The sequence below is a fragment of the Acidiphilium sp. AL genome (assembly GCF_025499445.1).
Taxonomy (GTDB): domain Bacteria; phylum Pseudomonadota; class Alphaproteobacteria; order Acetobacterales; family Acetobacteraceae; genus Acidiphilium; species Acidiphilium iwatense.
Genome location: NZ_JAIMBZ010000006.1, coordinates 1 through 20,559, shown reverse-complemented (window position 1 = coordinate 20,559; position 20,559 = coordinate 1). Strand labels below are relative to the sequence as shown.

Below are 20,559 nucleotides of genomic sequence, written 5' to 3'. Positions count from 1 at the left end.
GCCCCCAGACGCAAGTGGTTTTCCCCCCTGGAATTATGAAATTTTACCCCCGCAGACCCGCAAGCCTCGAAGCCGGTGGATCACAACGTCCCTATCGAGCGTGCAACAGCATTTTTCCGCTCGCTGTAACGATCGACCAGATAGGCGCTGCGATCACGAAGCAGAAGCGTGAACCGGAGCAACTCCTCCATCACGTCGACCACCCGGTCGTAATAGGCCGAAGGCAGCATGCGGCCGGCTTCGTCGAACTGTTCATAGGCGCGGGCGACGCTGGACTGGTTCGGAATCACCACCATGCGCATCCAGCGGCCGAGCAAACGCAGCGTGTTCACCGCGTTGAAGCTCTGCGATCCGCCAGAAACCTGCATCACCGCAAGCACCCGGCCCTGGGTGGGGCGCACGGCACCTTCGGCCAGGGGAATCCAGTCGATCTGGTTTTTCATCACCCCGGTGACCGCGCCGTGCACCTCGGGACTGCACCAGACCTGCGCTTCGGACCAGAGTGAGAAGGCGCGAAGTTCCTGCACCTTCGGATGATCGACCGGTACGCTGTTGGCGACCGGCAGGTCGCGCGGATCGTAGATCCGGGTTTCGGCGCCCATCAGATCGAGCAGCCGGGCGGCTTCCTCGGTCGCGAAACGCGAATAGGAACGTTCCCGCAACGAGCCGTAGAGCAGCAGCACGCGAGGCTTGTGGGTTGCGCGGGCGACGGGTTCGAGACGCTCCGGATCGGGTAAGAGCAACAAATCGCGGTGCAAGGCGGGAAATTCGCCGTCATCCATGGCCCACCGCTCCCACAACTGGTAGCCAGAGCGCAAGGGCCGCGAGTGTGGCGAGAAGCACCGGCGGTGTGATGACCAGCCCGATCCGCATATACTGGCCCCAGGTGATCCGCGTTCCCTTCTGGCTCAGCACGTGCAGCCAGAGCAGTGTGGCGAGACTGCCGATCGGGGTGAATTTCGGGCCGAGATCGCAGCCGATCACATTGGCATAGACCATCGCATCGTGGATGCCCGGTGACAGATGCCCCAATTGACCGATCGCGAGCGCGCCGACCAACACGCTCGGCATATTGTTCATGATCGAGGACAGCACGGCCGCCAGGATGCCGGTGCCGAGCGACGCCGCCCAGATGCCGTGGGCGGCGAAAGCCCGGAGTGCATCGGCAATGTAATTGGTCAGGCCCGCGTTGCGCAGCCCATAGACGACGAGATACATACCCAGGCTGAAAATCACGATTTGCCACGGCGCGCCGCGCAAAACCCGGCGGATTTCGATGACCCTCCCCGATCCGCCGGCAAACCAGCGTCCGGCGATGGCGAGCAGCACGACGGCACCGGCGATGGTGACGAACGAGACCGGCACGCCGAGCGGCGCGGTGATGAAATACGCCGCGAGCAGCACCGCGAGCACCGGCCAGGCCGCGCGGAAAACCAGAGGATCGTGGATGGCCGACGAAGGCGCTTCCAGTGCTTCGATGGCATAGCGCCGGTTCGCCGCCCGGCGATACATGAGGCCGATCACGGCGAGCGTCGCGGCCAGCGAAACCAGATCGACCGGCACCATCACCACGGCATACCGGGTGAAGCCGATCCTGAAATAATTGGCGCTGACGATGTTGACCAGATTGGAAATCACCAGCGGCAGGCTGGTGGTATCGGCGACAAAGCCGGTCGCGATGATGAAGGCGAGTGCAGCGGCAGGCGGAAATTCAAGGCTCGTGAGAATCGCCATCACGATCGGCGTCAGCAGCAGTGCGGCGCCGTCATTGGCGAAGAACGCCGCGATGGCAAAGCCGAGCAGCACGATCAGCGGGAGCAGAACCCTCCCGCGTCCACGCCCCCAGCGCGCGACATGCAGGGCGGCCCAGCGGAAAAACCCGGCCTCGTCGAGCAGGAGCGAAATGATGATCAGGGCGACGAAGGTGAAGGTCGCGTTCCAGACGATATGCCAGACCGTCGGGATATTGCGCCAATGGATCACCCCCAGGGCGAGATCGACGACGGCGCCGGCCATGGCGCTCCAGCCGATGCCGAGCCCGCCCGGCTGTCCGATGACGAACACAAGGGTTGCGACGAACACCGCGAGGGCGAGCATGAGAAGCCTCGAATACTGGAGAGTTAGCGGATGCGCCGACCGGCGGAATCGACCACGGCTTCACCGTCTTCCTTGGCGAAGCCAGCCCGTTGCGGCGCGGGCAGGATGTCGAGCACGGTCTCGGACGGGCGACAGAGTTTTACGCCCAACGGCGTGACCACGATCGGCCGGTTGATCAGGATCGGGTGCGCCATCATCGCGTCGAGCAACGCATCGTCGGACACGGCAGGATCATCGAGCCCGAATTCGGCATAGGGCGTGCCCTTCTCGCGCAGCACGGCGCGGACCGGAATACCCATGCGCTCGATCACATCAACCAGGGTTTCGCGGGATGGCGGGGTTTTCAGATATTCGACGATCCTGGGCTCGATCCCGGCGTTGCGGATCAGCGCCAGCACGTTGCGCGAGGTGCCGCAATCGGGATTATGGTAGATGATCACGCTCATGCCGCCGAGCCTTCGCCTTCGTTCGGCCCGATCCGGCCGATCTCCTGTACCCGGCGCCGGAGCGACGCCTGCTCCAGTTTGGCGAAGGGTAGGCTGGCGAAGAGTTTGATACGGGTTTCCAACATTCGGAATGCGGTCCGGAATGAAGCCGTTCGTTCGAGGTCGGTGCCGGTGGCGGAAGCCGGGTCGGGCACGCCCCAATGCGCCGTCATCGGCTGTCCCGGCCAGACCGGACAAATTTCACCCGCAGCGTCGTCGCAACCGGTGAACACGAAATCCATCACCGGGGCGCCCGGCTGCGCGAATTCGTCCCAGGATTTCGAACGCAACCCATCGGTCGGCAGTCCGGCATCTTCCAGCATCGCGAGCGTGCGCGGATGAACCTCGCCTTTCGGATGACTGCCCGCCGAAAATCCCTGGAATTTGCCATCACCCCAGCGCTCGACCAGTTTTTCAGCCAATATGCTGCGGGCGGAATTACCGGTGCAGAGAAACAGCACGTTGAGCGGCTGGTTGGTCACGCCGATTTTGCTTTCGCGCGGAGCGTTTTCTGTTTTGCCGAGGGTAGCGCGGGATTACAGGCCGGTCCGCAAATGGAGACGTCCTGACCACAGCAATTTTTTACCAGGAAGCCAACCAACTCGTTCATCGCGGTGAAATCTGTGGCGTATATGACGTGCCGGCTCGCGCGCCGCTGGCTGATCAGCCCGGCCCGCAGTAGCGCCTGGATATGGAAGGTGAGCGAGGACGGCACCAGGCCGAGCTTTTCGGCGATCTCGCCCGCCGCAATGCCCGCGGGACCGGCTTCAACGAGTAGCCGATACGCCGCCAATCTGTGCTCGTGCGCCAGGGCGGCGAGGGCCGCAACCATCCAGGCGGAGCCGATTTTAGTATTTGATATTTTCATTATTATCGAAATAAAGAATTATCGCAGGATCGTCAACCCGCGCAGGCGATGGTTTCAAGCAACCGTCCGATCAGCGCCAGATCGCTCGCGCGAGAGAGCCGGTGCTCCCCGTCCTTTATCAGCGTGACCCACACATCCTCGCCCGCGATTCGTTCGGCGAGGCGCAGGCTGGTTTGCCACGGCACTTCGGCGTCGCGCTGGCCGTGAATCAGCCGCACAGGAGCGTCGATCGGGATCGGCGCGCGAAGCACGAGATGCCGCGCGCCGTCGTCGAGCAGCGCCGCCGTCATCGGCGTCGGCGAACCATAGGGGTTGGGCACCATCACCACACCGTCGCGTGCCAATGCCGCTCGCGCCGCCTCGGTCAGGCTTGGCTTCATCAGATCCTCGGTGAAATCGGGAGCGGCGGCGATGCCGAGAAACCCCGCGACTCGTGCGCCAAGCGCGCGCGCGAGCAAGAGCCCGATCCAGCCGCCCATCGACGACCCGGCGAGAATCAACTCTCCCTCCGGCAGCACCGTGTCGATGACCGTGCGCGCATCCGCGACCCAGCGCCCGATCGTGCCGTCCGCGAACGATCCGTCGGAGGCACCATGGCCGGAATAATCGAGCCGCAGCATCGCTGAGCCATGCGCGGCGCACCAGTCGCGCAGGAAAATCGCCTTCGTCCCCTGCATGTCGGACGCGAATCCGGACAGAAACACCAGGGTCGGCCCATCCCCCGCCAGATGCGCATAGGCGAGCCGCACCCCATCCGCCCGCTCGATCACGCCCCGCCGTTCGTCCATCGCACTCTCCCCTTCGCCCGCCGCTCATGGTAACGCGCGCGTTCCTAGTGTCCCGATTCGGAAGATCGTCGGCGCTGATTAAGGCGTCTTAACGAACTTCCGAATTGAAAGGATACTGGCAAACATATGATTCTAGTGTTGTTTTTGGTTCTGAAGTTCCTAAACGCACCGCCGCATATACGTAGGAACTTCAGAACCACCACACTAGCAGGTGAACGATGCGCAAACCCTCCGACTACGCGATTCTACAGGTTCTGCCGCGCCTGGAAACCGGCGGCGTCGAACAGGTTGTGGTGGAACTGACCGAGGCGATCGCCCGCACCGGCGCGCGCGCGCTGGTCGCGAGCCTGTCGGGACGGCTGGTCCCGGCGATCGAGCGTGCCGGCGGGATGCATATCGCGCTCGATCTCGAAACGCGCAATCCGCTGCGCATGTCGTGGAACGGCGACCAGTTGGCCAGGCTGATCAAGACCCATCGCGTCTCGCTGGTCCATGCCCATTCCCGCGCGCCGGCCTTCGCCGCCCGCGCTGCCGCCAGGCGCCGCGCTATACCGTTCGTCACTACCTATCACGGCGCCTATGGCGATAGCGGGCCGCTCAAGCGCCGCTACAACGCGGTGATGGCCTCGGGCGACCGGGTGATCGCGGTGTCGCACTACATCGCCGGTCTGGTGCGGGAGCGCCACGGCGTGGCCGAGAACCGGCTGCGGGTGGTTCCCGGCGGAGTGGATCCCGCGCGGTTCGACCCGGATACGGTGAATGGCCGGGTCGAGCGCCTCGCGCGGAACTGGCGCCTGCCCGACGGTGCGCCGACCATCATGCTGCCCGCGCGGCTGACATCGTGGAAGGGTCAGGCGGTACTGATCGAGGCGTTGACCCGGCTACGTCATCGCGACGCCATCGCCATCCTGGTCGGCGGCGCGCAGGGGCGCGATTCCTACATGAAATCGCTGGCCGAGGCGGCGAAGCGCCGGGGCGTAAGCTCCCGCGTGCTGTTCGCCGGCGACTGCGCGGATATGCCGGCGGCCTACATGCTGGCCGATGTGGTGGTGAATGCCTCGACCGACCCGGAAGCCTTCGGACGAACCATCGTCGAGGCCCAGGCGATGCGCCGGCTGGTGATCGCGACCGACCACGGCGCCGCGCGTGAGACCATTCTGGACGGCGAAACCGGCTGGCGGGTGAAACCCGGCGACGCGGCCGCGCTCGCCGCCGCGATCGACGCCGCGCTCGACATGCCGATCGACGCGCGCATCGCCATGGGTGCGGCGGCGCGGGATTTCGTCGCCGAGCATTACTCGATCGCCGCGATGCAGGCGGGCAATCTCGCCGTGTATCACGAACTGCTTGGGTGATGCGCGTCCTGGTCATCCGCCACGGCGCGCTCGGCGATGTCGTGCTGAGTTTTCCGGCCTTCGCCGCGATACGCGCGGCGCATATGGACGCCGAGATCACCCTGCTCACCACGGCGCCCTTTGCCGGTTTTCTGTCCCGCGCCCCCTGGTTCGACCGCGTTAAGGTCGATACCCGCCCGGCTGTCCACGATCTTCTTGGCCTGTTTCGGCTGCTCCGCCAGCTTCGCGGCTTCGACATGGTCTACGACCTGCAAACCTCGGGCCGTTCCTCGCGCTATTTCAGGCTCGCCGGATCGCCGCGCTGGTCCGGCATCGCGCGCGGCTGCGCCTACCCGCACGCCAATCCGGGCCGCGACGCGATGCACACGCGCGAGCGGATCGAGGAGCAGCTGGCGATGGCCGGTATACCGCGCCTGCCGCCGCCGGACCTGGCCTGGCTGCGCGGTGAGCCGGTAATCGCCCTGCCGGACCGTTTCACCGCCCTGGTCCCAGGCGCCGCGCCGCACCGACCGGCGAAACGCTGGCCCACCGGGCATTTCGGCGCACTCGCGGCACGGATCGGCGCGCCTTGCGTCATCCTAGGCGGCAAATCCGAAGCCGCGCTCGCCGCCGAAATCCGCGCCATCGCACCCGATGCCGTCGACCTGACCGGCAGAACCGGCCTCGGCGAGCTTGCCGCAGTCTTCGCCCGCGCGGATCTCGCCATCGGCAACGATACCGGGCCGATGCATCTCGCCGCGACTCTTGGCGTCCCCTCGATCGTGCTGTTCGGCGCCGATAGCGACCCCGCGCTCACCGCGCCGCGCTACCCGGACGGCGCCTGGCCCACCGTGCTGCGCGCGGCAAACCTTGCCGATCTGCCGGTCGATCGGGTTGCCGACGCCGTTTCGGGACGGCATAACCACCCGTCTTTCACACTCCAAGGAGCGAAAAATGCCGGCGATCACTTTGCCTGACGGTTCCGTCCGCGACTATCCGGGCGCCGTCACCGGCACCATGATCGCGGCATCGATCGGCCCCGGCCTCGCCCGCGCCGCGCTGGCGATGGAGGTCGACGGCGCGCTGATGGACCTGTCGCGCGAAATCGAGACGGATTCGCATGTGCGCTTCATCACCCGCAAGGACGCCGCCGCGTTGCCGCTGATCCGCCACGACGCCGCCCATGTCATGGCCGAAGCCGTGCAGGCGCTCTACCCCGGCACCCAGGTCACCATCGGCCCGGCGATCGAAAACGGCTTCTATTACGATTTCTTCCGCAACGATCCGTTCACCCCGGACGATCTTCCGGCGATCGAGGCGAAGATGCGCGAGATCATCGCGGCGAACGCGCCGTTCACCCGCGAGGTGTGGCCGCGCGACGCGGCGATCGGGTTTTTCGAGGCGCGCGGCGAACGGTTCAAGGCCGAGCTGATCCGCGACCTGCCCGACGGCGAGGCGATCACCGTCTATCGTCAGGGCGAGTGGCTCGATCTCTGCCGTGGCCCGCATATGCGCGCAACCGGCGATATCGGCCCCGCGTTCAAGCTGATGAAGGTTGCCGGGGCGTATTGGCGCGGCGACCATCGTAATCCCATGCTTTCGCGGATTTACGGCACCGCCTGGCGCGACCAGAAGGAGCTGGACGCGCATCTGCACCAGTTGGAGGAAGCCGAACGGCGCGACCATCGCAAGCTCGGCCGCCAGATGGACCTGTTCCACATGCAGGACGAGGCGGTGGGCAGCGTGTTCTGGCACGAGAAAGGCTGGCGGCTGTACCGCACGGTCGAATCCTATATGCGCCGCCGCCAGGAACAGTTCGGCTATCGCGAGGTCAGAACGCCGCAACTGCTCGATCGGGCCTTATGGGAAAAATCCGGCCACTGGGAGAATTTCCGCGCCAACATGTTCATCGCCGAGGTCGAGGACGAGGACAAAATCCTCGCGCTCAAGCCGATGAACTGCCCCTGCCATGTCGAGATTTTCAAGCACGGGCTGCGCTCCTATCGCGAACTGCCGCTGCGCATGGCCGAGTTCGGCGCCTGCCACCGCTATGAACCCTCCGGTGCGCTGCACGGCATCATGCGCGTCCGCGCCTTCACCCAGGACGATGCCCATATTTTCTGCACCGAGGATCAGATCGCGAGCGAGACGGTGCGCTTCGTCGACATGCTGCGCCTCGTTTATGCCGATTTCGGCTTCGCGGAGTTCACCGTCAAATTCTCCGACCGGCCGACCCCGCGCGCCGGGTCTGACGATGTGTGGGACCGTGCCGAGGCCGCGCTGCAATCCGCCTGCGCTCAGGCCGGCGTGAGCTATGCGCTCAACCCCGGCGAAGGCGCATTCTATGGCCCGAAGCTCGAATTCGTGCTTCGCGACGCGATCGGCCGCGACTGGCAATGCGGCACGTTCCAGGTCGATTTCGTGCTCCCCGAACGACTCGACGCCAGCTACATCACGCCCGAAAGCAGCCGCGCCCGCCCGGTGATGCTGCACCGCGCGATCGTCGGCAGTTTCGAGCGCTTCATCGGCATCCTGATCGAGAACTGCGCCGGCCGCTTCCCGCTCTGGCTCGCCCCCACCCAGGTCGCGGTCGCCAGCATCGTCACCGACGCCAACGACTATGCCGAAACCGTCGCGGCGAATCTGAAATCCGCCGGGCTTTCGGTCGCCACCGATCTGCGCAACGAAAAGATCAACGCCAAGATCCGCGATCTGAGTCTTTCCCTGGTGCCGAACATCCTGGTGGTCGGCCGGCGCGAGGCGGAGCAGAATACCGTCGCACTCCGTCGCCTCGGCGGCGACGCACAGGAAATGCTGTCGCTGGATGAGGCGGTTTCGATCCTGAAAACCGAGGCGACGACGCCGGATTTGCGGTAACGTCTAGACGGTGCGGACATGAACCACGTCCTCGCCGCCACGCTGCTGGTTCGGGCGCTCAACCTGATCGGCACTTTCGTCTTCGCGCTCAGCGGCGCGGTGCTCGGGGCGCGGCGCGAGATGGATTTGTTCGGCGTTCTGGTGCTCGCTTTCGTCACCGCCGTTTCGGGTGGGATCATGCGTGATGTGCTGATCGGCGCGATCCCGCCCGAGGCGTTTTCCTCCTGGCACACGCTGGCGATCGCGCTGATCGCCGGGCTGCTCGGCTTCGTGCTTTACGACCGGCTCGAAATCCTGCGCAATCCGGTGCAGATTTTCGATGCCGCCGGCCTCGGCATATTCGCAGTGGCGGGGACGCAAAAAGCCCTGGAATATGGGCTGAACCCGCCGATGGCCGCGATTCTCGGCATGGTCAGCGGCATTGGCGGCGGCATGGCGCGCGACGTGCTGACCGCACAGGTGCCGATCGTGCTGCGCACCGATATTTACGCGCTCGCCGCCCTCGCCGCAGCACTCGTGGTCATTGCCGGCCACGCGTTCGGCCTGCCGTCGGCACTGACCGATCTGCCCGGCGTGGCGCTCTGCCTGTTCCTGCGGCTGATGGCGCTCTATGGCGGCTGGCGGCTGCCTTCCGCGCACCGCAAGCGCTGATTTCATCAGGATCACCCGGCGAATTTATCGGTCATTCGAAATCTGCCGATAATTCTATTGACAAAAAAGTCAATAAAAGCCTATCCCGCTCCAGAAGGTGGGTTCCAAGCTCGGGGGCCACCATATACCTGCATATCGAATGCACGAGGATTAGGGAGAGGACACATGGCAATCACGACCGCGATCTGGTGGTTGGCCGGGATTATCGGCGCGGGCGCGCTGATCGCCGCACGCCGTTCCGCGCGCGCGTGGCTGGGCGCGCTGGCGCTCTGGCTGGTCGCCGGGCTGGTTCTGGGCACCATCGGCCTGATCGGCTTTATCGTGCTCGCGATCGTCGTGGGGGTACCGGCGGCGCTGCTCGCCAGCACGGCACGGCGACAGGCCATCATCACTGGACGGCTGCTCCCGGTGTTTCGCCGGATCATGCCGCAAATGAGCGAGACCGAGCGCGCCGCGATCGAAGCCGGCACGGTCTGGTGGGACGCCGATCTGTTCAGCGGCCGGCCGGACTGGCGGAAGCTGCTGCGCACTCCGGCGGCCAAACTGTCTCCCGAGGAACAATCCTTCATCGATGTCGAAACCGAACATCTGTGCGATCTCTCGAATGACTGGGACAGCACGCAGATCTGGCAGGATATGCCGCCCGCCGCCTGGGATTATGCGAAACATGCGGGATTCCTCGGGCTGGTCATTCCGAAATCCCATGGCGGCAAGGGCTTCTCCGCCGTGGCGCACTCGGCGGTGGTGATGAAGCTCGCGACCCGCTGCTCCGCCGCCGCCGTGTCGGTCATGGTACCGAACTCGCTCGGCCCGGCGGAATTGCTGCTGCATTACGGCACCGAGGAGCAAAAAAATCATTACCTGCCGCGCCTTGCCCGTGGCGAGGAGATTCCCTGCTTTGCCCTGACCAATCCCTATGCCGGGTCCGACGCGGCCTCGATCACCGATATCGGCGTGGTGACGAAGCGGCAATGGGACGGCCGTGAAACCCTCGGGTTCCTGGTTACGTTCGACAAGCGCTATATCACGCTCGCCCCGGTCGCGACGGTGATCGGGCTTGCCTTCCACGCCCACGACCCCGAAGGACTTCTGGGCGGCGAGGCGGATGTCGGCATCACCTGCGCGCTGATTTCACGCACCCATCCCGGCGTGGAGATCGGCCGGCGTCACTGGCCGCTGAACGCGGTGTTCCAGAACGGCCCGATCAAGGGACAGGACCTGTTCATCCCGATCGACATGGTGATCGGCGGTGCGGTGCAGGTTGGCAAAGGCTGGCGGATGCTGATGGAATGCCTCGCCGCCGGGCGGGCGATCTCGCTGCCGTCCTCCGCCGTGGGTGCCGCCAAGATCGCAACCAACGGCACTGGCGCCTACGCGGGAATTCGCCGGCAGTTCAACACGCCGCTCGGCCAGTTCGAGGGGATCCAGGAACCGCTCGGGCGGATGGGCGGGCATCTCTACGCGATGGACGCAGTGCGTTGCCTCTCGGCGGTCGCGATCGATATCGGCGAGAAGCCGTCGGTGATCTCGGCGATCGCCAAATACCACATGACCGAACGCGCCCGCATGGTGGTGACCGACGCGATGGACGTGACCGGCGGCAAGGGCATCTGCATGGGGCCAAGCAATTTTCTGGCGCGCGCCTATCAGCAGATCCCCATCGCGATCACGGTCGAGGGTGCGAATATCATGACGCGCAGCCTGATCATTTTCGGCCAGGGAGCGATCCGTTGCCATCCCTATGTCATGACATTGATGCAGTCGGCGGCGAATCCCGACCGCAAGCAGGGGCTGCGCGATTTCGACCGCGCGTTGTTCGGCTATGCCGGTTTCGTGACGAGCAATCTGCTGCGCGCGGCGTTTCACGGCCTGACCTTCGGTCGGCTGATCCGCGCGCCGCGCGGTGCCGCGCGCGAGCTTGCGCCCTACTACCGGGAAGCACAGCGACTTTCGATTCTGCTCGCGCTGAACACCGATGTCGCGATGGCGGCCCTCGGCGGCGCGCTGAAGCGCAAGGAGAGCGTCACCGCTCGGCTCGGCGACGTGCTCAGCCAGCTCTACATCCTCTCGGCAGTGCTGAAACGCTATGAGGATGACGGCCGGCAGAATGCCGATCTGCCCCTGGTCCATTGGGCGGCGCAGGACGCGCTCGGCCGCGCCTATGACGCGCTGCGCGCGCTCTATGCGAATTTCCCGGCCCGCCCGGCGGCGTTCGCATTGCGCGTCATCGGCTTTCCATTCGGCGTGCCGCGCCGCCAGCCTTCCGACCGGCTGCATGCCGATATCGCGGACATTCTCCGGCAGATGAGCCCGACTCGCGAGCGGCTGATGCAAGGCTCCTGGCGTCCCCGCCCCGAAATCGAGCCGGTGCTCGGCGTGCTCGAAGCGGCGGCGCTTGCCTATCCGCGGATCGAGGCGATCGAACGGCGCGTCAAGGACGCGGTCAAGGCCGGCACCGTCGACCGGATGCCGCAAGCCATGCCGCTGCTGAGCGCCTGGGCGGACGAGGCTAACCAAAAAGGCTTGATCGACGCAGATGAGGCGGCGGAGATTCGCGCCTTCGCTGAAAACGCCGCGAAGATCATCGCGGTGGACGACTTCCCGCAGGATTTCAACCTGATGGAGGATTTGCAGACGCGTAAGGCCTATTGGGCGCAGCAGAACGGCCGCAAAGCGAAGGCATCGGCCCCGCGCGCGGCGGCCGAATGATGGCGCGGGATCGCTATCTGGCGTTCGCGAATTCGCCGTTCGGGAAAAAGCTGACCGGCGCGATCGGCCTTCCCCAACCGACCCCGCTCGAACGCTTCGCCCCCGGACGGCCGGATCTTCTCGGTCCGGTCATTGTCGGTGCGGCACAAGGCGGGCGCCTCGCCGCGCCACTGGCCGAACTGCTCGCCGCCGCCCCCGTCGCCACGCTGTTTCACGGCGAATATGCCGGCTGGACCGATATCGCCGCGCAACACCGGCTGATGACAGGACGGTTCGATGCGAAATCCAGCGGCACTGTGGGCTCGGCGGTGTTCGACGCCACAGGCATCGCCGATCCCGATGATCTTGCCGCGATCTATCGGTTTTTCCACGACACGATCCGTTCGATCGCGCGCAACGGACGCATCCTCGTGCTCGGCACACCGCTCGAGGACGCGCCGAACCTTGCAGGGCGGATCGCCCAGCGCACCCTGGAAGGAATCGTCCGTTCGCTCGGCAAGGAAGCCCAGCGCAACATCGCCGCCCAGCTTTTGTATGTCGCGCCGGGCGCGGAAGGGGCGGCCAACAGCAGTCTGCGGTTTTTTCTCTCGCCGCGCAGCGCCTATGTCTCCGGTCAGGTGGTTCGAATCGGCAAGCCGGTCGCTCAGGACACTGACGGATACGATTCGCATGCGCCGCACGCCGGCAGGACGGTTCTGGTCACCGGCGCGGCGCGCGGCATCGGCGCCGCGATCGCCGAGGTATTCGCGCGGGACGGAGCGAAGGTGATCTGCCTCGACGTGCCGCAATCCACCGCCGATCTTCTGGCGCTCGCGCAACGGATCGGCGGCGAGCGCCTGACCCTCGACATCACCGCTCCCGAGGCGCCGAAGACCATCGTAGAGGATGCAATGGCGCGCGGCGGTTATGACGTGGTGGTGCATAATGCCGGGATCACTCGCGACAAGACGATCGCGAATATGACGCCTGATGCCTGGAACATCGTGATGAACGTGAACCTCGTCTCGGCCTTGCGTATCACCGAGGCACTGCTCGATGCGGATGCGCTGAAGCCGAACGGGCGCGTCGTCTGCGTCTCCTCGATCGCGGGGATCGCGGGCAATCTTGGGCAAACCAATTACGCCGCCTCGAAGGCGGGGGTGATCGGCATGGTGCAGGGTTTTGCCCCGGTGCTTGCCGCGCGCGGTGCCACGATCAATGCGGTCGCGCCCGGTTTCATCGAAACCCAGATGACGAACGCGATTCCGCTGACAATCCGCGAAGCCGGAAGGCGGATGAATGCGATGGCGCAGGGTGGCCAGCCGGTCGATGTCGCCGAAACCATTTCCTGGTTCGCCGATCCGGCCAGTGTCGGGTTGAACGGCAATGTGGTGCGGGTCTGTGGCCAGAGCCTCATCGGAGCCTGAGCGATGACCGATTGGCAAATCGCGCCACGAGTGATGACGGGCCCGCCGGAAGGTGGGGCCGTGTTGCGGGGTGCGATCGCCAGTTTGCGCAAGCGCGGCATAACGGGCGATCTCGATCCGGTCGCGCTGCTCCGGCCCGGCGTTATGCTGGATGCCGCGCGCATCCATGCCTATGCGCAGGTCTGCGGTTTCGGCGAGCGAGGCGGCGTGCCGCTGACCTATCCGCATCTGCTCGCCTTTCCGCTGCACATGGCGGCACTGCTCGCGCCGTCCTTCCCGTTTCCGGCGATCGGCCTGGTGCATCTGGAAAACACCATCGTTCAGCATGCAAAGCTCGATTCCGGCGACCGGCTCGATGTCATGGCCGGTTTCGGCGCGTGGATCACCCATGAAAAAGGCCAGGCTTTCACAGTCGAATCGCGGATCGCGCGCGCCGGACAGATCGTCTGGGAAAGCGCCAGTCTCTATCTGCGGCTCGGCGTCGATGCGCCGAAAGGCGCGCCGTATCAGGGGCTTCCCGCCGACGAATTGCCGCTCGCGACAATCCGCCGGTTCGATCTACCCGCAAATCTGGGCCGCCGCTACGCGCGGGTTTCGGGCGATTCCAACCCGATCCACACCTCCGCCATCGCGGCGCGGATGTTCGGCTTTCCTCGCCCGATCGCGCATGGCATGTGGACCAAGGCGCACGCTTTGGCGCAACTTCTGCCCGATGAACCGATCGAACACGCAGAGGTCAGGGTCGCGTTCAAAACACCGGCCTTCCTGCCCGGCGGCGCGTGTTTGATGGTGGCGCCTGACAGTTCGCCGCTGGTTTTCGAATTGCGCGACCGGCGCGAACAAAAGCCGCATCTGCGCGGATTATTGAAGGACGTACGATATGTTGACCGCTAACAGCCTGCGGCGCGTGGCGATCATCGGCGGATGCCGAATCCCGTTCGCCCGTGCCAACACCGCCTATGCCGAAGCCTCGAACCAGGACATGCTGACCGCCGCGCTGCAAGGGCTCGTCGACCGGCACAAACTGCACGGCGAACGTCTGGGCGAGGTCGTCGCGGGTGCGGTACTCAAGCACAGCCGCGACTTCAATCTCACACGTGAATCGGTTCTCTCGACCACGCTCGATCACGCCACCCCGGCCTACGACGTGCAGCAAGCGTGCGGCACCGGGCTGGAGGCTGCCTTGCTGGTCGCGAACAAGATCGCGCTTGGTCAGATCGAAGTGGGGATCGCGGGCGGCGTCGATACGACCTCGGATGCGCCGATCGCGATCAACGAGCGACTACGCAAAGTGCTGATGAAGGCGAATCGCGGCAAGACGACGGGCCAGAAACTTGCTGCCCTCGCCGCCATCCGCCCGCGGATGCTGATGAAACCGGAGCTGCCACGCAATTCCGAACCGCGCACCAAACTCTCGATGGGCGAGCATTGCGAGTTGATGGCGAAGCGATGGAACATCGCCCGCGCGGCGCAGGACGAGCTTGCCTGTGCCAGCCACCGCAATCTCGCCGCGACCTATGCGCGCGGATTTTTCACCGACCTGATGGTGCCGTTTCGCGGGTTGACCCGCGACAACAACCTGCGGCCGGATCTGTCGATGGAAAAGCTCGCCGCGCTGAAGCCGGCGTTCGACAAGCACGGCGGCACGCTGACCGCCGGAAACTCGACCCCGTTGACCGATGGCGCCGCCGTCGTTCTGCTCGCGACCGAGGATTGGGCGCGGGCGCATAACCTGCTGATCCTCGCCTATCTGCGCGCGGGCGAGACCGCCGCAGTCGATTTTGTGAATGGCGACGAAGGGCTGTTGATGGCGCCCGCCTATGCGGTGCCGAGACTGTTGGAGAAGCTCGGAATTATGCTCCAGGATTTCGACTTTTACGAAATTCACGAAGCATTCGCGGCACAGGTGCTTTGTACCCTGGCCGCCTGGGAGGATGCCGGTTACGCACGCGACCGGCTCAAGCTCGATACACCGCCCGGCCCGATTGACCGGACGAAACTCAACGTCGCCGGCAGTTCGCTTGGCACCGGCCATCCGTTTGCCGCGACCGGCGGGCGGATTCTGGCGACGCTCGCGAAACTGCTCGCCGAAAAGGGCAAAGGGCGCGGGCTGATCTCGATCTGCGCCGCCGGCGGCCAGGGCGTGGTCGCGGTGGTCGAGCGCTGAGCGCTGAGCGCTGAGCGCTGAGCGCTGAGCGCCAAAAATGACAAAAAATAACGGAGGAACCGAATGACCATGGCAGCCCAGGTGACGGAGCGGATCTGGCTCAAATCCTATCGGCAGGGCGTTCCCGCCACGATTGACGATGAGCTTGCGAACACGCCGTCGCTCAATTTCCTGTTCGAGAAATACACCGCCGACTATGCCGAGCGCGAAGCCTTCGTCAGCATCGGCACGGCCATGACCTATCGCCAGACCGCCAAGCGCTCCAGGGCATTCGCCGCGTGGCTCCAGAACACCGGCATCGCGCGCGGCGACCGGGTCGCGATCATGATACCGAATTCGCTGCAGTACCCGATCTGCGTGTTCGGCACGCTGCTTGCTGGCGGAACGGTGGTGAACGTCAATCCGCTCTACACGGTGCGCGAGCTTCATCATCAGCTCGCCGATAGCGGCGCGAAATATCTTATCGTGTTCGAGAATTTCGCCAAGACCGCCGAAGATGCCCTGCCCGGCACGTCGGTTGAGCGCGTTCTGATCACCGGGATTGGCGATCTTCTCGGCGGGCTGAAAGGCATCGCGCTGAATGTCATGCTGCGCCATGTGCAGAAGGCGGTGCCGAAGCATCGTCTGCGCGCCGAGCGTTTCACCGCCGCGCTGAAACGCGGTGCCACGCTGCCCTATCGCAGGGTCGAACTGGGCCACGAGGATATCGCCTTCCTGCAATATACCGGCGGAACCACGGGTGTTGCCAAGGGCGCGATGCTTACCCACCGGAACATCATCGCCAATATGCTGCAGGCCTATGCCTGGGGCGGCGATCAGTTCCACGGTGAGCAGGTCAATAACCTGACGTTATTGCCGCTCTATCATATTTTTTCGCTGACCGTGAATCTCTTCATGTTCATGGTGCTCGGGGGCCGCAACGTGCTGATCGCCAATCCGCGCGACACCAAGCGTGTGATGATGATCATCCGCAAGGAGCGGTTCGACGGCATGGCCGGAATCAACACGCTGTTCAACGCCTTCCTCGACAATCCCGATTTCAGGAAGCTCGATTTCTCGACATTGCGCCTCGTCATCGCCGGCGGTGCGGCGACGCAAAGCGAAGTCGCCAAACGCTGGCGCGAGGTGACTGGCCGGCCGATCACCGAAGGTTACGGCCTCACCGAGTGCTCGCCCGTGGTCTGCATCAACATGATCGATCTCGATCGCCCGGACCACATGGAATTCACCGGAACCGTCGGCCTGCCGATACCCTCCACCGAGGTCAGGATGCGCAAAACCGGCGGAGAATGGACGGCGATCGGCGAGCCCGGCGAAGTTTGCGTGCGTGGCCCGCAAGTGATGCGCGGCTATTGGAACCGCCCGGACGAAACCGCCGCCATTCTCGATTCCGAGGGCTGGCTCGGCACCGGCGATATCGGCGTGATGGATGAGAACGGCTATGTCCGCCTGATCGACCGGGTCAAGGACATGATCCTGGTATCCGGCTTCAACGTCTATCCCGCCGAGATCGAGGATGTGGTGATGATGCACCCGGACGTGATGGAAGTCGCCGCGTTCGGCGTGCCCGATCCGGGTTCGGGCGAGCGGGTCAAAGTCGTCGTCGTTCCGAAATCCGACCGGCTGACCGAAGCGGAGCTTCTCGCGCATTGCCGCAAGAATCTGACCGGCTACAAAATGCCGAAACTCGTCGAGTTCCGGCACGAGGAATTGCCGAAAACGCCGGTCGGCAAAATCCTGCGCCGGGAATTGCGTCAGCAGGATGCCGCAGCGCGCGATACAAGCGGCGTCTGAGTTTCATCGCTCCGATGGTGGTCGCGCCAAAACGCAAGGTCACGCCGAGGCTGATGCGCCTCGGCATGAACCTCTACCCGCCCTATCTGTTTTCCGGCATCCGAATCGACGAGATTTCGCCGGACTGGCGGCACTGCCGCGCGCGCATCACCCCGCGCTGGTTCAACCGCAACGCCGTCGGCACGATCTTCGGCGGCACGCTGTTCGCCCTGACCGACGGTCCCTGGGCGCTCATGCTGATGCATTTGCTCGGGTCGGATTATTTCGTCTGGGACAATGCAGCGAGTATCGACTTCATCGCCCCCGGTCGCGGCCGCGTCCGCACCGAGTTTTATATTTCGCCCGAAGCCGAGGCGGCGATCCGCGCCGAGGCCGCCACCGGCGACAAGGTTCAGCCCTGGTTCGACAACGACATCCACGACGATTCGGGCGTCCTGGTCGCGCGGGCGCGGCGGCAGCTTTACGTCCGGCTCAAGCCGCGGGCCCGCCCGGCGTAGTGTCCAGAATCACAGCCGCGCCTTGGTGGTGCGCGGTGTGGCGAGAAGCAGGGTCGTCTCGCTGGCGGTGATGCCGGGGATCAGCCGGATCATCCGCAGGATCGCATCGAAATCGGCGAGCGTCGCGGCGCCGAGTTCGACCACCAGATCCCAGCGCCCGTTGGTGGTGTGGATCGCTGAGATTTCGGTGAAACCACCCAGCGCGCGGATGACCCGGTCGGTCGCGTGACCCTCGATTTCGATCATGGTGATGCCGCGCACCGGCAGGTCGATCGCGTCCGCCCGCAGGATCACCGTATAGCCGAGGATCGCGCCGGATTGCTCCAGCCGCTCCATCCGCGCGCGCACCGTCGCGCGCGAAATCCCAAGCGCTGCCGCGAGATCGGACACGCTGCGCCGCCCGTTGTGGCGCAGCAGGGTGGTCAGTTTCTTGTCGAGGTCATCCATGTCAATTCACGTACGATTGTGCATTCCGGCAGAATGATCTGCCATTATGGTAATCTGTTCCGATTATTTTGCCAATTTTGCCCGTTCACATCGCCGGCCATGCCGCGTTTAATGCAGCCCGGCTGGACGGAAGGACTGAACGCCGATGCCGAACCGACACTGCAAGCTGCTGGGCATTCCGGTGCAGGACGGCGCCGGGCGCATGGGCTGCGAGATGGGGCCGAGCGCCCTGCGCACGGCGGGACTCGCCGCAGCGATTACCGAGCTTGGCCACCGGGTCAGCGATCTCGGCACGCTGTCGCCCGTGCCGTCGCGCATGCTCAGCCATCCCAACGCAGCGGTGCATCATCTGCCGGAAGTCGCCGCCTGGACCGAAGCGATCACTGCGGCTGCCTATGAGGCGAGCGCCGACGGCATGCCGATTTTCCTCGGCGGCGATCACAGCCTGTCGGCCGGAACCGTCGCCGGCATCGCCCGGCGCGCCACCGAGCGGAACCGCCCGTTGTTTCTGCTCTGGCTCGATGCGCATCCCGATTTTCACACGCTGGAAACCACCGCCAGCGGCAATCTGCACGGCGTGCCGGTCGCCTACGTCACCGGGCAGCGCGGGTTCGCCGGCTATTTCCCTTCCCTCGCCGCGACGGTCGAACCGTCGCGTGTCGGCATGATGGGAATTCGCAGCGTCGATCCGGCGGAGCGCGCGGCGCTGCTGCCCACCGGGGCGAGCGTCTATGACATGCGCATGATCGACGAGCACGGCGCGGCACCGCTGCTATCGCGCTTTCTCGATCGCGTCGCCGCGGAGAACGGCCTGCTCCATCTCAGCTTCGACGTCGATTTCCTCGACCCCGCGATCGCGCCCGCCGTCGGCACCACGGTGCCCGGTGGTGCGACCTTCCGCGAAGCCCATCTGGTGATGGAAATGCTGCACGACAGCGGCCTGGTTTCCAGCCTCGATCTGGTCGAACTCAATCCTTTCCTCGATGAACGCGGACGTACCGCGACCCTGCTGGTCGATCTGGTCGCGAGCCTGCTGGGCCGCCGCGTGATGGACCGCCTTACCAGGAGCTTCTGATGACCCCGATCCCCAATCTCAACATCGTCCCCTTCGTCAGCGTCGATCACATGATGAAGCTGGTGGTCAAGATCGGCATCGAAACGGTGCTCACCGATCTCGCCGCCTATATCGAGGAGGACATCAAGCGCTGGGAGAGTTTCGACAAGACGCCGCGCATCGCCGCCCATTCAGTGGATGGCGTGATCGAATTGATGCCGGCCAGCGACGGCAGTCTCTATGCGTTCAAATATGTCAACGGCCATCCCAAGAACACCCGCGAGGGCCGGCAGACTGTCACCGCGTTCGGTCTGCTCGCCGATGTCGGCACCGGCTACCCGACCCTGCTGTCGGAAATGACCATCCTGACCGCGCTGCGCACCGCCGCGACCTCCGCCGTGGTGGCGAAATATCTTGCCCCGAAAGGCGCCGATTGCATGGCGGTGATCGGCAACGGCGCGCAATCCGAATTCCAGGCGATCGCGTTCAAGGCGCTGCTCGGCGTGAAAAAGCTACGGCTTTACGATGTCGATCACGCGGCCACCGAAAAATGCATGCGCAACCTCGCCGGCCTCGGCTTCGATCTGGTTCCCTGCACCACCATCGAGGACGCGGTGCAGGGAGCCGCGATCGTCACCACCGCGACCGCCGACAAGCAGAACGCCACGATCCTGACCGATAACATGGTCGGCGCCGGCATCCACATCAACGCGATCGGCGGCGACTGTCCGGGCAAGACCGAACTGCATCGCGACATCCTGCTGCGCTCGGATATTTTCGTCGAATACACTCCGCAAACCCGGATCGAAGGCGAAATCCAGCAATTGCCGAAGGATCACCGGGTCACCGAACTCTGGCAGGTGATGACCGGGCAGGCCGAAGGCCGCAAGAGCGCGCGGCAGATCACGCTGTTCGACTCGGTGGGTTTCGCGATCGAGGATTTTTCGGCGCTGCGCTATGTGCGCGACCAGTTGCAGCGCACCCGGCTCTACCAGGAACTCGACCTGTTGGCCGACCCGGACGATCCGCGCGATCTGTTCGGCATGATCCAGCGCAGCACGGCGAATCTGGCGGTGGCCTAGTACCCTCCGTCATTGATTTTGCGGCGGACCTTCGATTCGATGACTCCGCAACGACGGAGATGGTTCGTGACCGCGAAACAAAGTGCCGTAAAGAAGTATGTGGTGAAGCTCAGCCTCGAAGAGCGCGAGCGGCTCGACACAATGATCCGGGTTGGAAAGCACCTGGGTTGGAAGCTGCTGAAAGCGCGCATCCTGTTGAAGGCCGACGCCTCCGAGGCCGGCCAAGGCTGGAGTGACAGCCAGATCGCCGCCGCCCTGGACACCAGCGTCGACACCGTCGCCAGGACCCGTCAGGTCCTGGTG

Annotated in this window: 19 protein-coding genes and 1 pseudogene; 13 read left to right on the top strand and 7 right to left on the bottom strand. The window is 64.7% G+C overall.

Features of this window, described 5'->3' with window-relative positions:
- Positions 1 to 80: 80 nt before the first annotated feature.
- From arsH to AiwAL_RS06200, 6 genes are all read right to left on the bottom strand, one after another.
- Positions 81 to 782: an arsenical resistance protein ArsH gene (arsH, locus tag AiwAL_RS06225; protein ID WP_262312329.1), complete on the bottom strand. Its 702-nt coding sequence runs from the start codon at positions 780 to 782 to the stop codon at positions 81 to 83.
- Positions 775 to 2,097: an arsenic transporter gene (locus tag AiwAL_RS06220; protein WP_262312328.1), complete on the bottom strand. Its 1,323-nt coding sequence runs from the start codon at positions 2,095 to 2,097 to the stop codon at positions 775 to 777. The genes arsH and AiwAL_RS06220 overlap by 8 nt, the downstream gene beginning before the upstream one ends.
- Before the next feature lie 23 nt (positions 2,098 to 2,120).
- The gene (arsC, locus tag AiwAL_RS06215) at positions 2,121 to 2,543 is read right to left on the bottom strand and encodes an arsenate reductase (glutaredoxin) (protein WP_235706246.1); all 423 of its coding nucleotides are present in this window, start codon (positions 2,541 to 2,543) and stop codon (positions 2,121 to 2,123) included.
- Entirely contained in the window at positions 2,540 to 3,064 is a 525-nt protein-coding gene (locus AiwAL_RS06210; RefSeq protein ID WP_262312327.1) for an arsenate reductase ArsC, read from the bottom strand. The genes arsC and AiwAL_RS06210 overlap by 4 nt, the downstream gene beginning before the upstream one ends.
- Positions 3,061 to 3,414: a helix-turn-helix transcriptional regulator gene (locus AiwAL_RS06205; protein ID WP_262312326.1), complete on the bottom strand. Its 354-nt coding sequence runs from the start codon at positions 3,412 to 3,414 to the stop codon at positions 3,061 to 3,063. Before AiwAL_RS06205 ends, AiwAL_RS06210 begins: the two co-directional genes overlap by 4 nt.
- Positions 3,415 to 3,482: 68 nt before the next feature.
- Positions 3,483 to 4,238: an alpha/beta hydrolase gene (locus tag AiwAL_RS06200; RefSeq protein WP_235705756.1), complete on the bottom strand. Its 756-nt coding sequence runs from the start codon at positions 4,236 to 4,238 to the stop codon at positions 3,483 to 3,485.
- A gap of 218 nt (positions 4,239 to 4,456) precedes the next feature.
- On the opposite strand from AiwAL_RS06200, the gene AiwAL_RS06195 reads away from it, so the two are divergent.
- The 10 genes from AiwAL_RS06195 (at position 4,457) to AiwAL_RS06150 (ending at position 17,673) form a co-directional block, all read left to right on the top strand.
- Positions 4,457 to 5,593, top strand: coding sequence for a glycosyltransferase family 4 protein (locus AiwAL_RS06195; protein ID WP_235705757.1), 1,137 nt, complete (start codon positions 4,457 to 4,459; stop codon positions 5,591 to 5,593).
- Entirely contained in the window at positions 5,590 to 6,549 is a 960-nt protein-coding gene (locus AiwAL_RS06190) for a glycosyltransferase family 9 protein (RefSeq protein WP_235705758.1), read from the top strand. The genes AiwAL_RS06195 and AiwAL_RS06190 overlap by 4 nt, the downstream gene beginning before the upstream one ends.
- The gene (thrS, locus tag AiwAL_RS06185; protein ID WP_235705759.1) at positions 6,527 to 8,449 is read left to right on the top strand and encodes a threonine--tRNA ligase; all 1,923 of its coding nucleotides are present in this window, start codon (positions 6,527 to 6,529) and stop codon (positions 8,447 to 8,449) included. Before AiwAL_RS06190 ends, thrS begins: the two co-directional genes overlap by 23 nt.
- An 18-nt stretch (positions 8,450 to 8,467) precedes the next feature.
- Positions 8,468 to 9,100 (top strand): trimeric intracellular cation channel family protein, encoded by a 633-nt coding sequence (locus AiwAL_RS06180; RefSeq protein WP_262312325.1) that lies wholly within the window; start codon positions 8,468 to 8,470, stop codon positions 9,098 to 9,100.
- 165 nt (positions 9,101 to 9,265) lie between these two features.
- Positions 9,266 to 11,809, top strand: coding sequence for an acyl-CoA dehydrogenase (locus AiwAL_RS06175; RefSeq protein ID WP_262312324.1), 2,544 nt, complete (start codon positions 9,266 to 9,268; stop codon positions 11,807 to 11,809).
- Positions 11,806 to 13,215, top strand: a complete 1,410-nt coding sequence (locus AiwAL_RS06170) for a 3-oxoacyl-ACP reductase (RefSeq protein WP_262312323.1) — start codon at positions 11,806 to 11,808, stop codon at positions 13,213 to 13,215. The genes AiwAL_RS06175 and AiwAL_RS06170 overlap by 4 nt, the downstream gene beginning before the upstream one ends.
- Before the next feature lie 3 nt (positions 13,216 to 13,218).
- Positions 13,219 to 14,109 (top strand): MaoC/PaaZ C-terminal domain-containing protein, encoded by an 891-nt coding sequence (locus tag AiwAL_RS06165; RefSeq protein WP_262312322.1) that lies wholly within the window; start codon positions 13,219 to 13,221, stop codon positions 14,107 to 14,109.
- The gene (locus AiwAL_RS06160) at positions 14,096 to 15,382 is read left to right on the top strand and encodes an acetyl-CoA C-acetyltransferase (protein ID WP_262312321.1); all 1,287 of its coding nucleotides are present in this window, start codon (positions 14,096 to 14,098) and stop codon (positions 15,380 to 15,382) included. Before AiwAL_RS06165 ends, AiwAL_RS06160 begins: the two co-directional genes overlap by 14 nt.
- A gap of 63 nt (positions 15,383 to 15,445) precedes the next feature.
- On the top strand, positions 15,446 to 17,176 hold the full coding sequence (locus AiwAL_RS06155) for an AMP-binding protein (protein WP_235705765.1): 1,731 nt from the start codon (positions 15,446 to 15,448) through the stop codon (positions 17,174 to 17,176).
- Positions 17,177 to 17,190: 14 nt separating this feature from the next.
- Positions 17,191 to 17,673, top strand: coding sequence for a DUF4442 domain-containing protein (locus tag AiwAL_RS06150; protein WP_262312320.1), 483 nt, complete (start codon positions 17,191 to 17,193; stop codon positions 17,671 to 17,673).
- Positions 17,674 to 17,682: 9 nt separating this feature from the next.
- Here the strand turns inward: AiwAL_RS06150 and AiwAL_RS06145 are convergent, their stop codons facing one another.
- On the bottom strand, positions 17,683 to 18,120 hold the full coding sequence (locus tag AiwAL_RS06145; RefSeq protein ID WP_235705767.1) for an Lrp/AsnC family transcriptional regulator: 438 nt from the start codon (positions 18,118 to 18,120) through the stop codon (positions 17,683 to 17,685).
- A 145-nt stretch (positions 18,121 to 18,265) separates the two neighbouring features.
- Between AiwAL_RS06145 and rocF the strand changes: the two genes are divergently transcribed.
- The 3 genes and pseudogenes from rocF to AiwAL_RS06130 form a co-directional block, all read left to right on the top strand.
- On the top strand, positions 18,266 to 19,195 hold the full coding sequence (gene rocF, locus AiwAL_RS06140) for an arginase (RefSeq protein WP_235705768.1): 930 nt from the start codon (positions 18,266 to 18,268) through the stop codon (positions 19,193 to 19,195).
- Positions 19,195 to 20,256: an ornithine cyclodeaminase gene (locus AiwAL_RS06135; protein WP_262312319.1), complete on the top strand. Its 1,062-nt coding sequence runs from the start codon at positions 19,195 to 19,197 to the stop codon at positions 20,254 to 20,256. Before rocF ends, AiwAL_RS06135 begins: the two co-directional genes overlap by 1 nt.
- A 66-nt stretch (positions 20,257 to 20,322) precedes the next feature.
- Positions 20,323 to 20,559, top strand: a pseudogene (locus tag AiwAL_RS06130) (helix-turn-helix domain-containing protein); the annotation flags it as partial.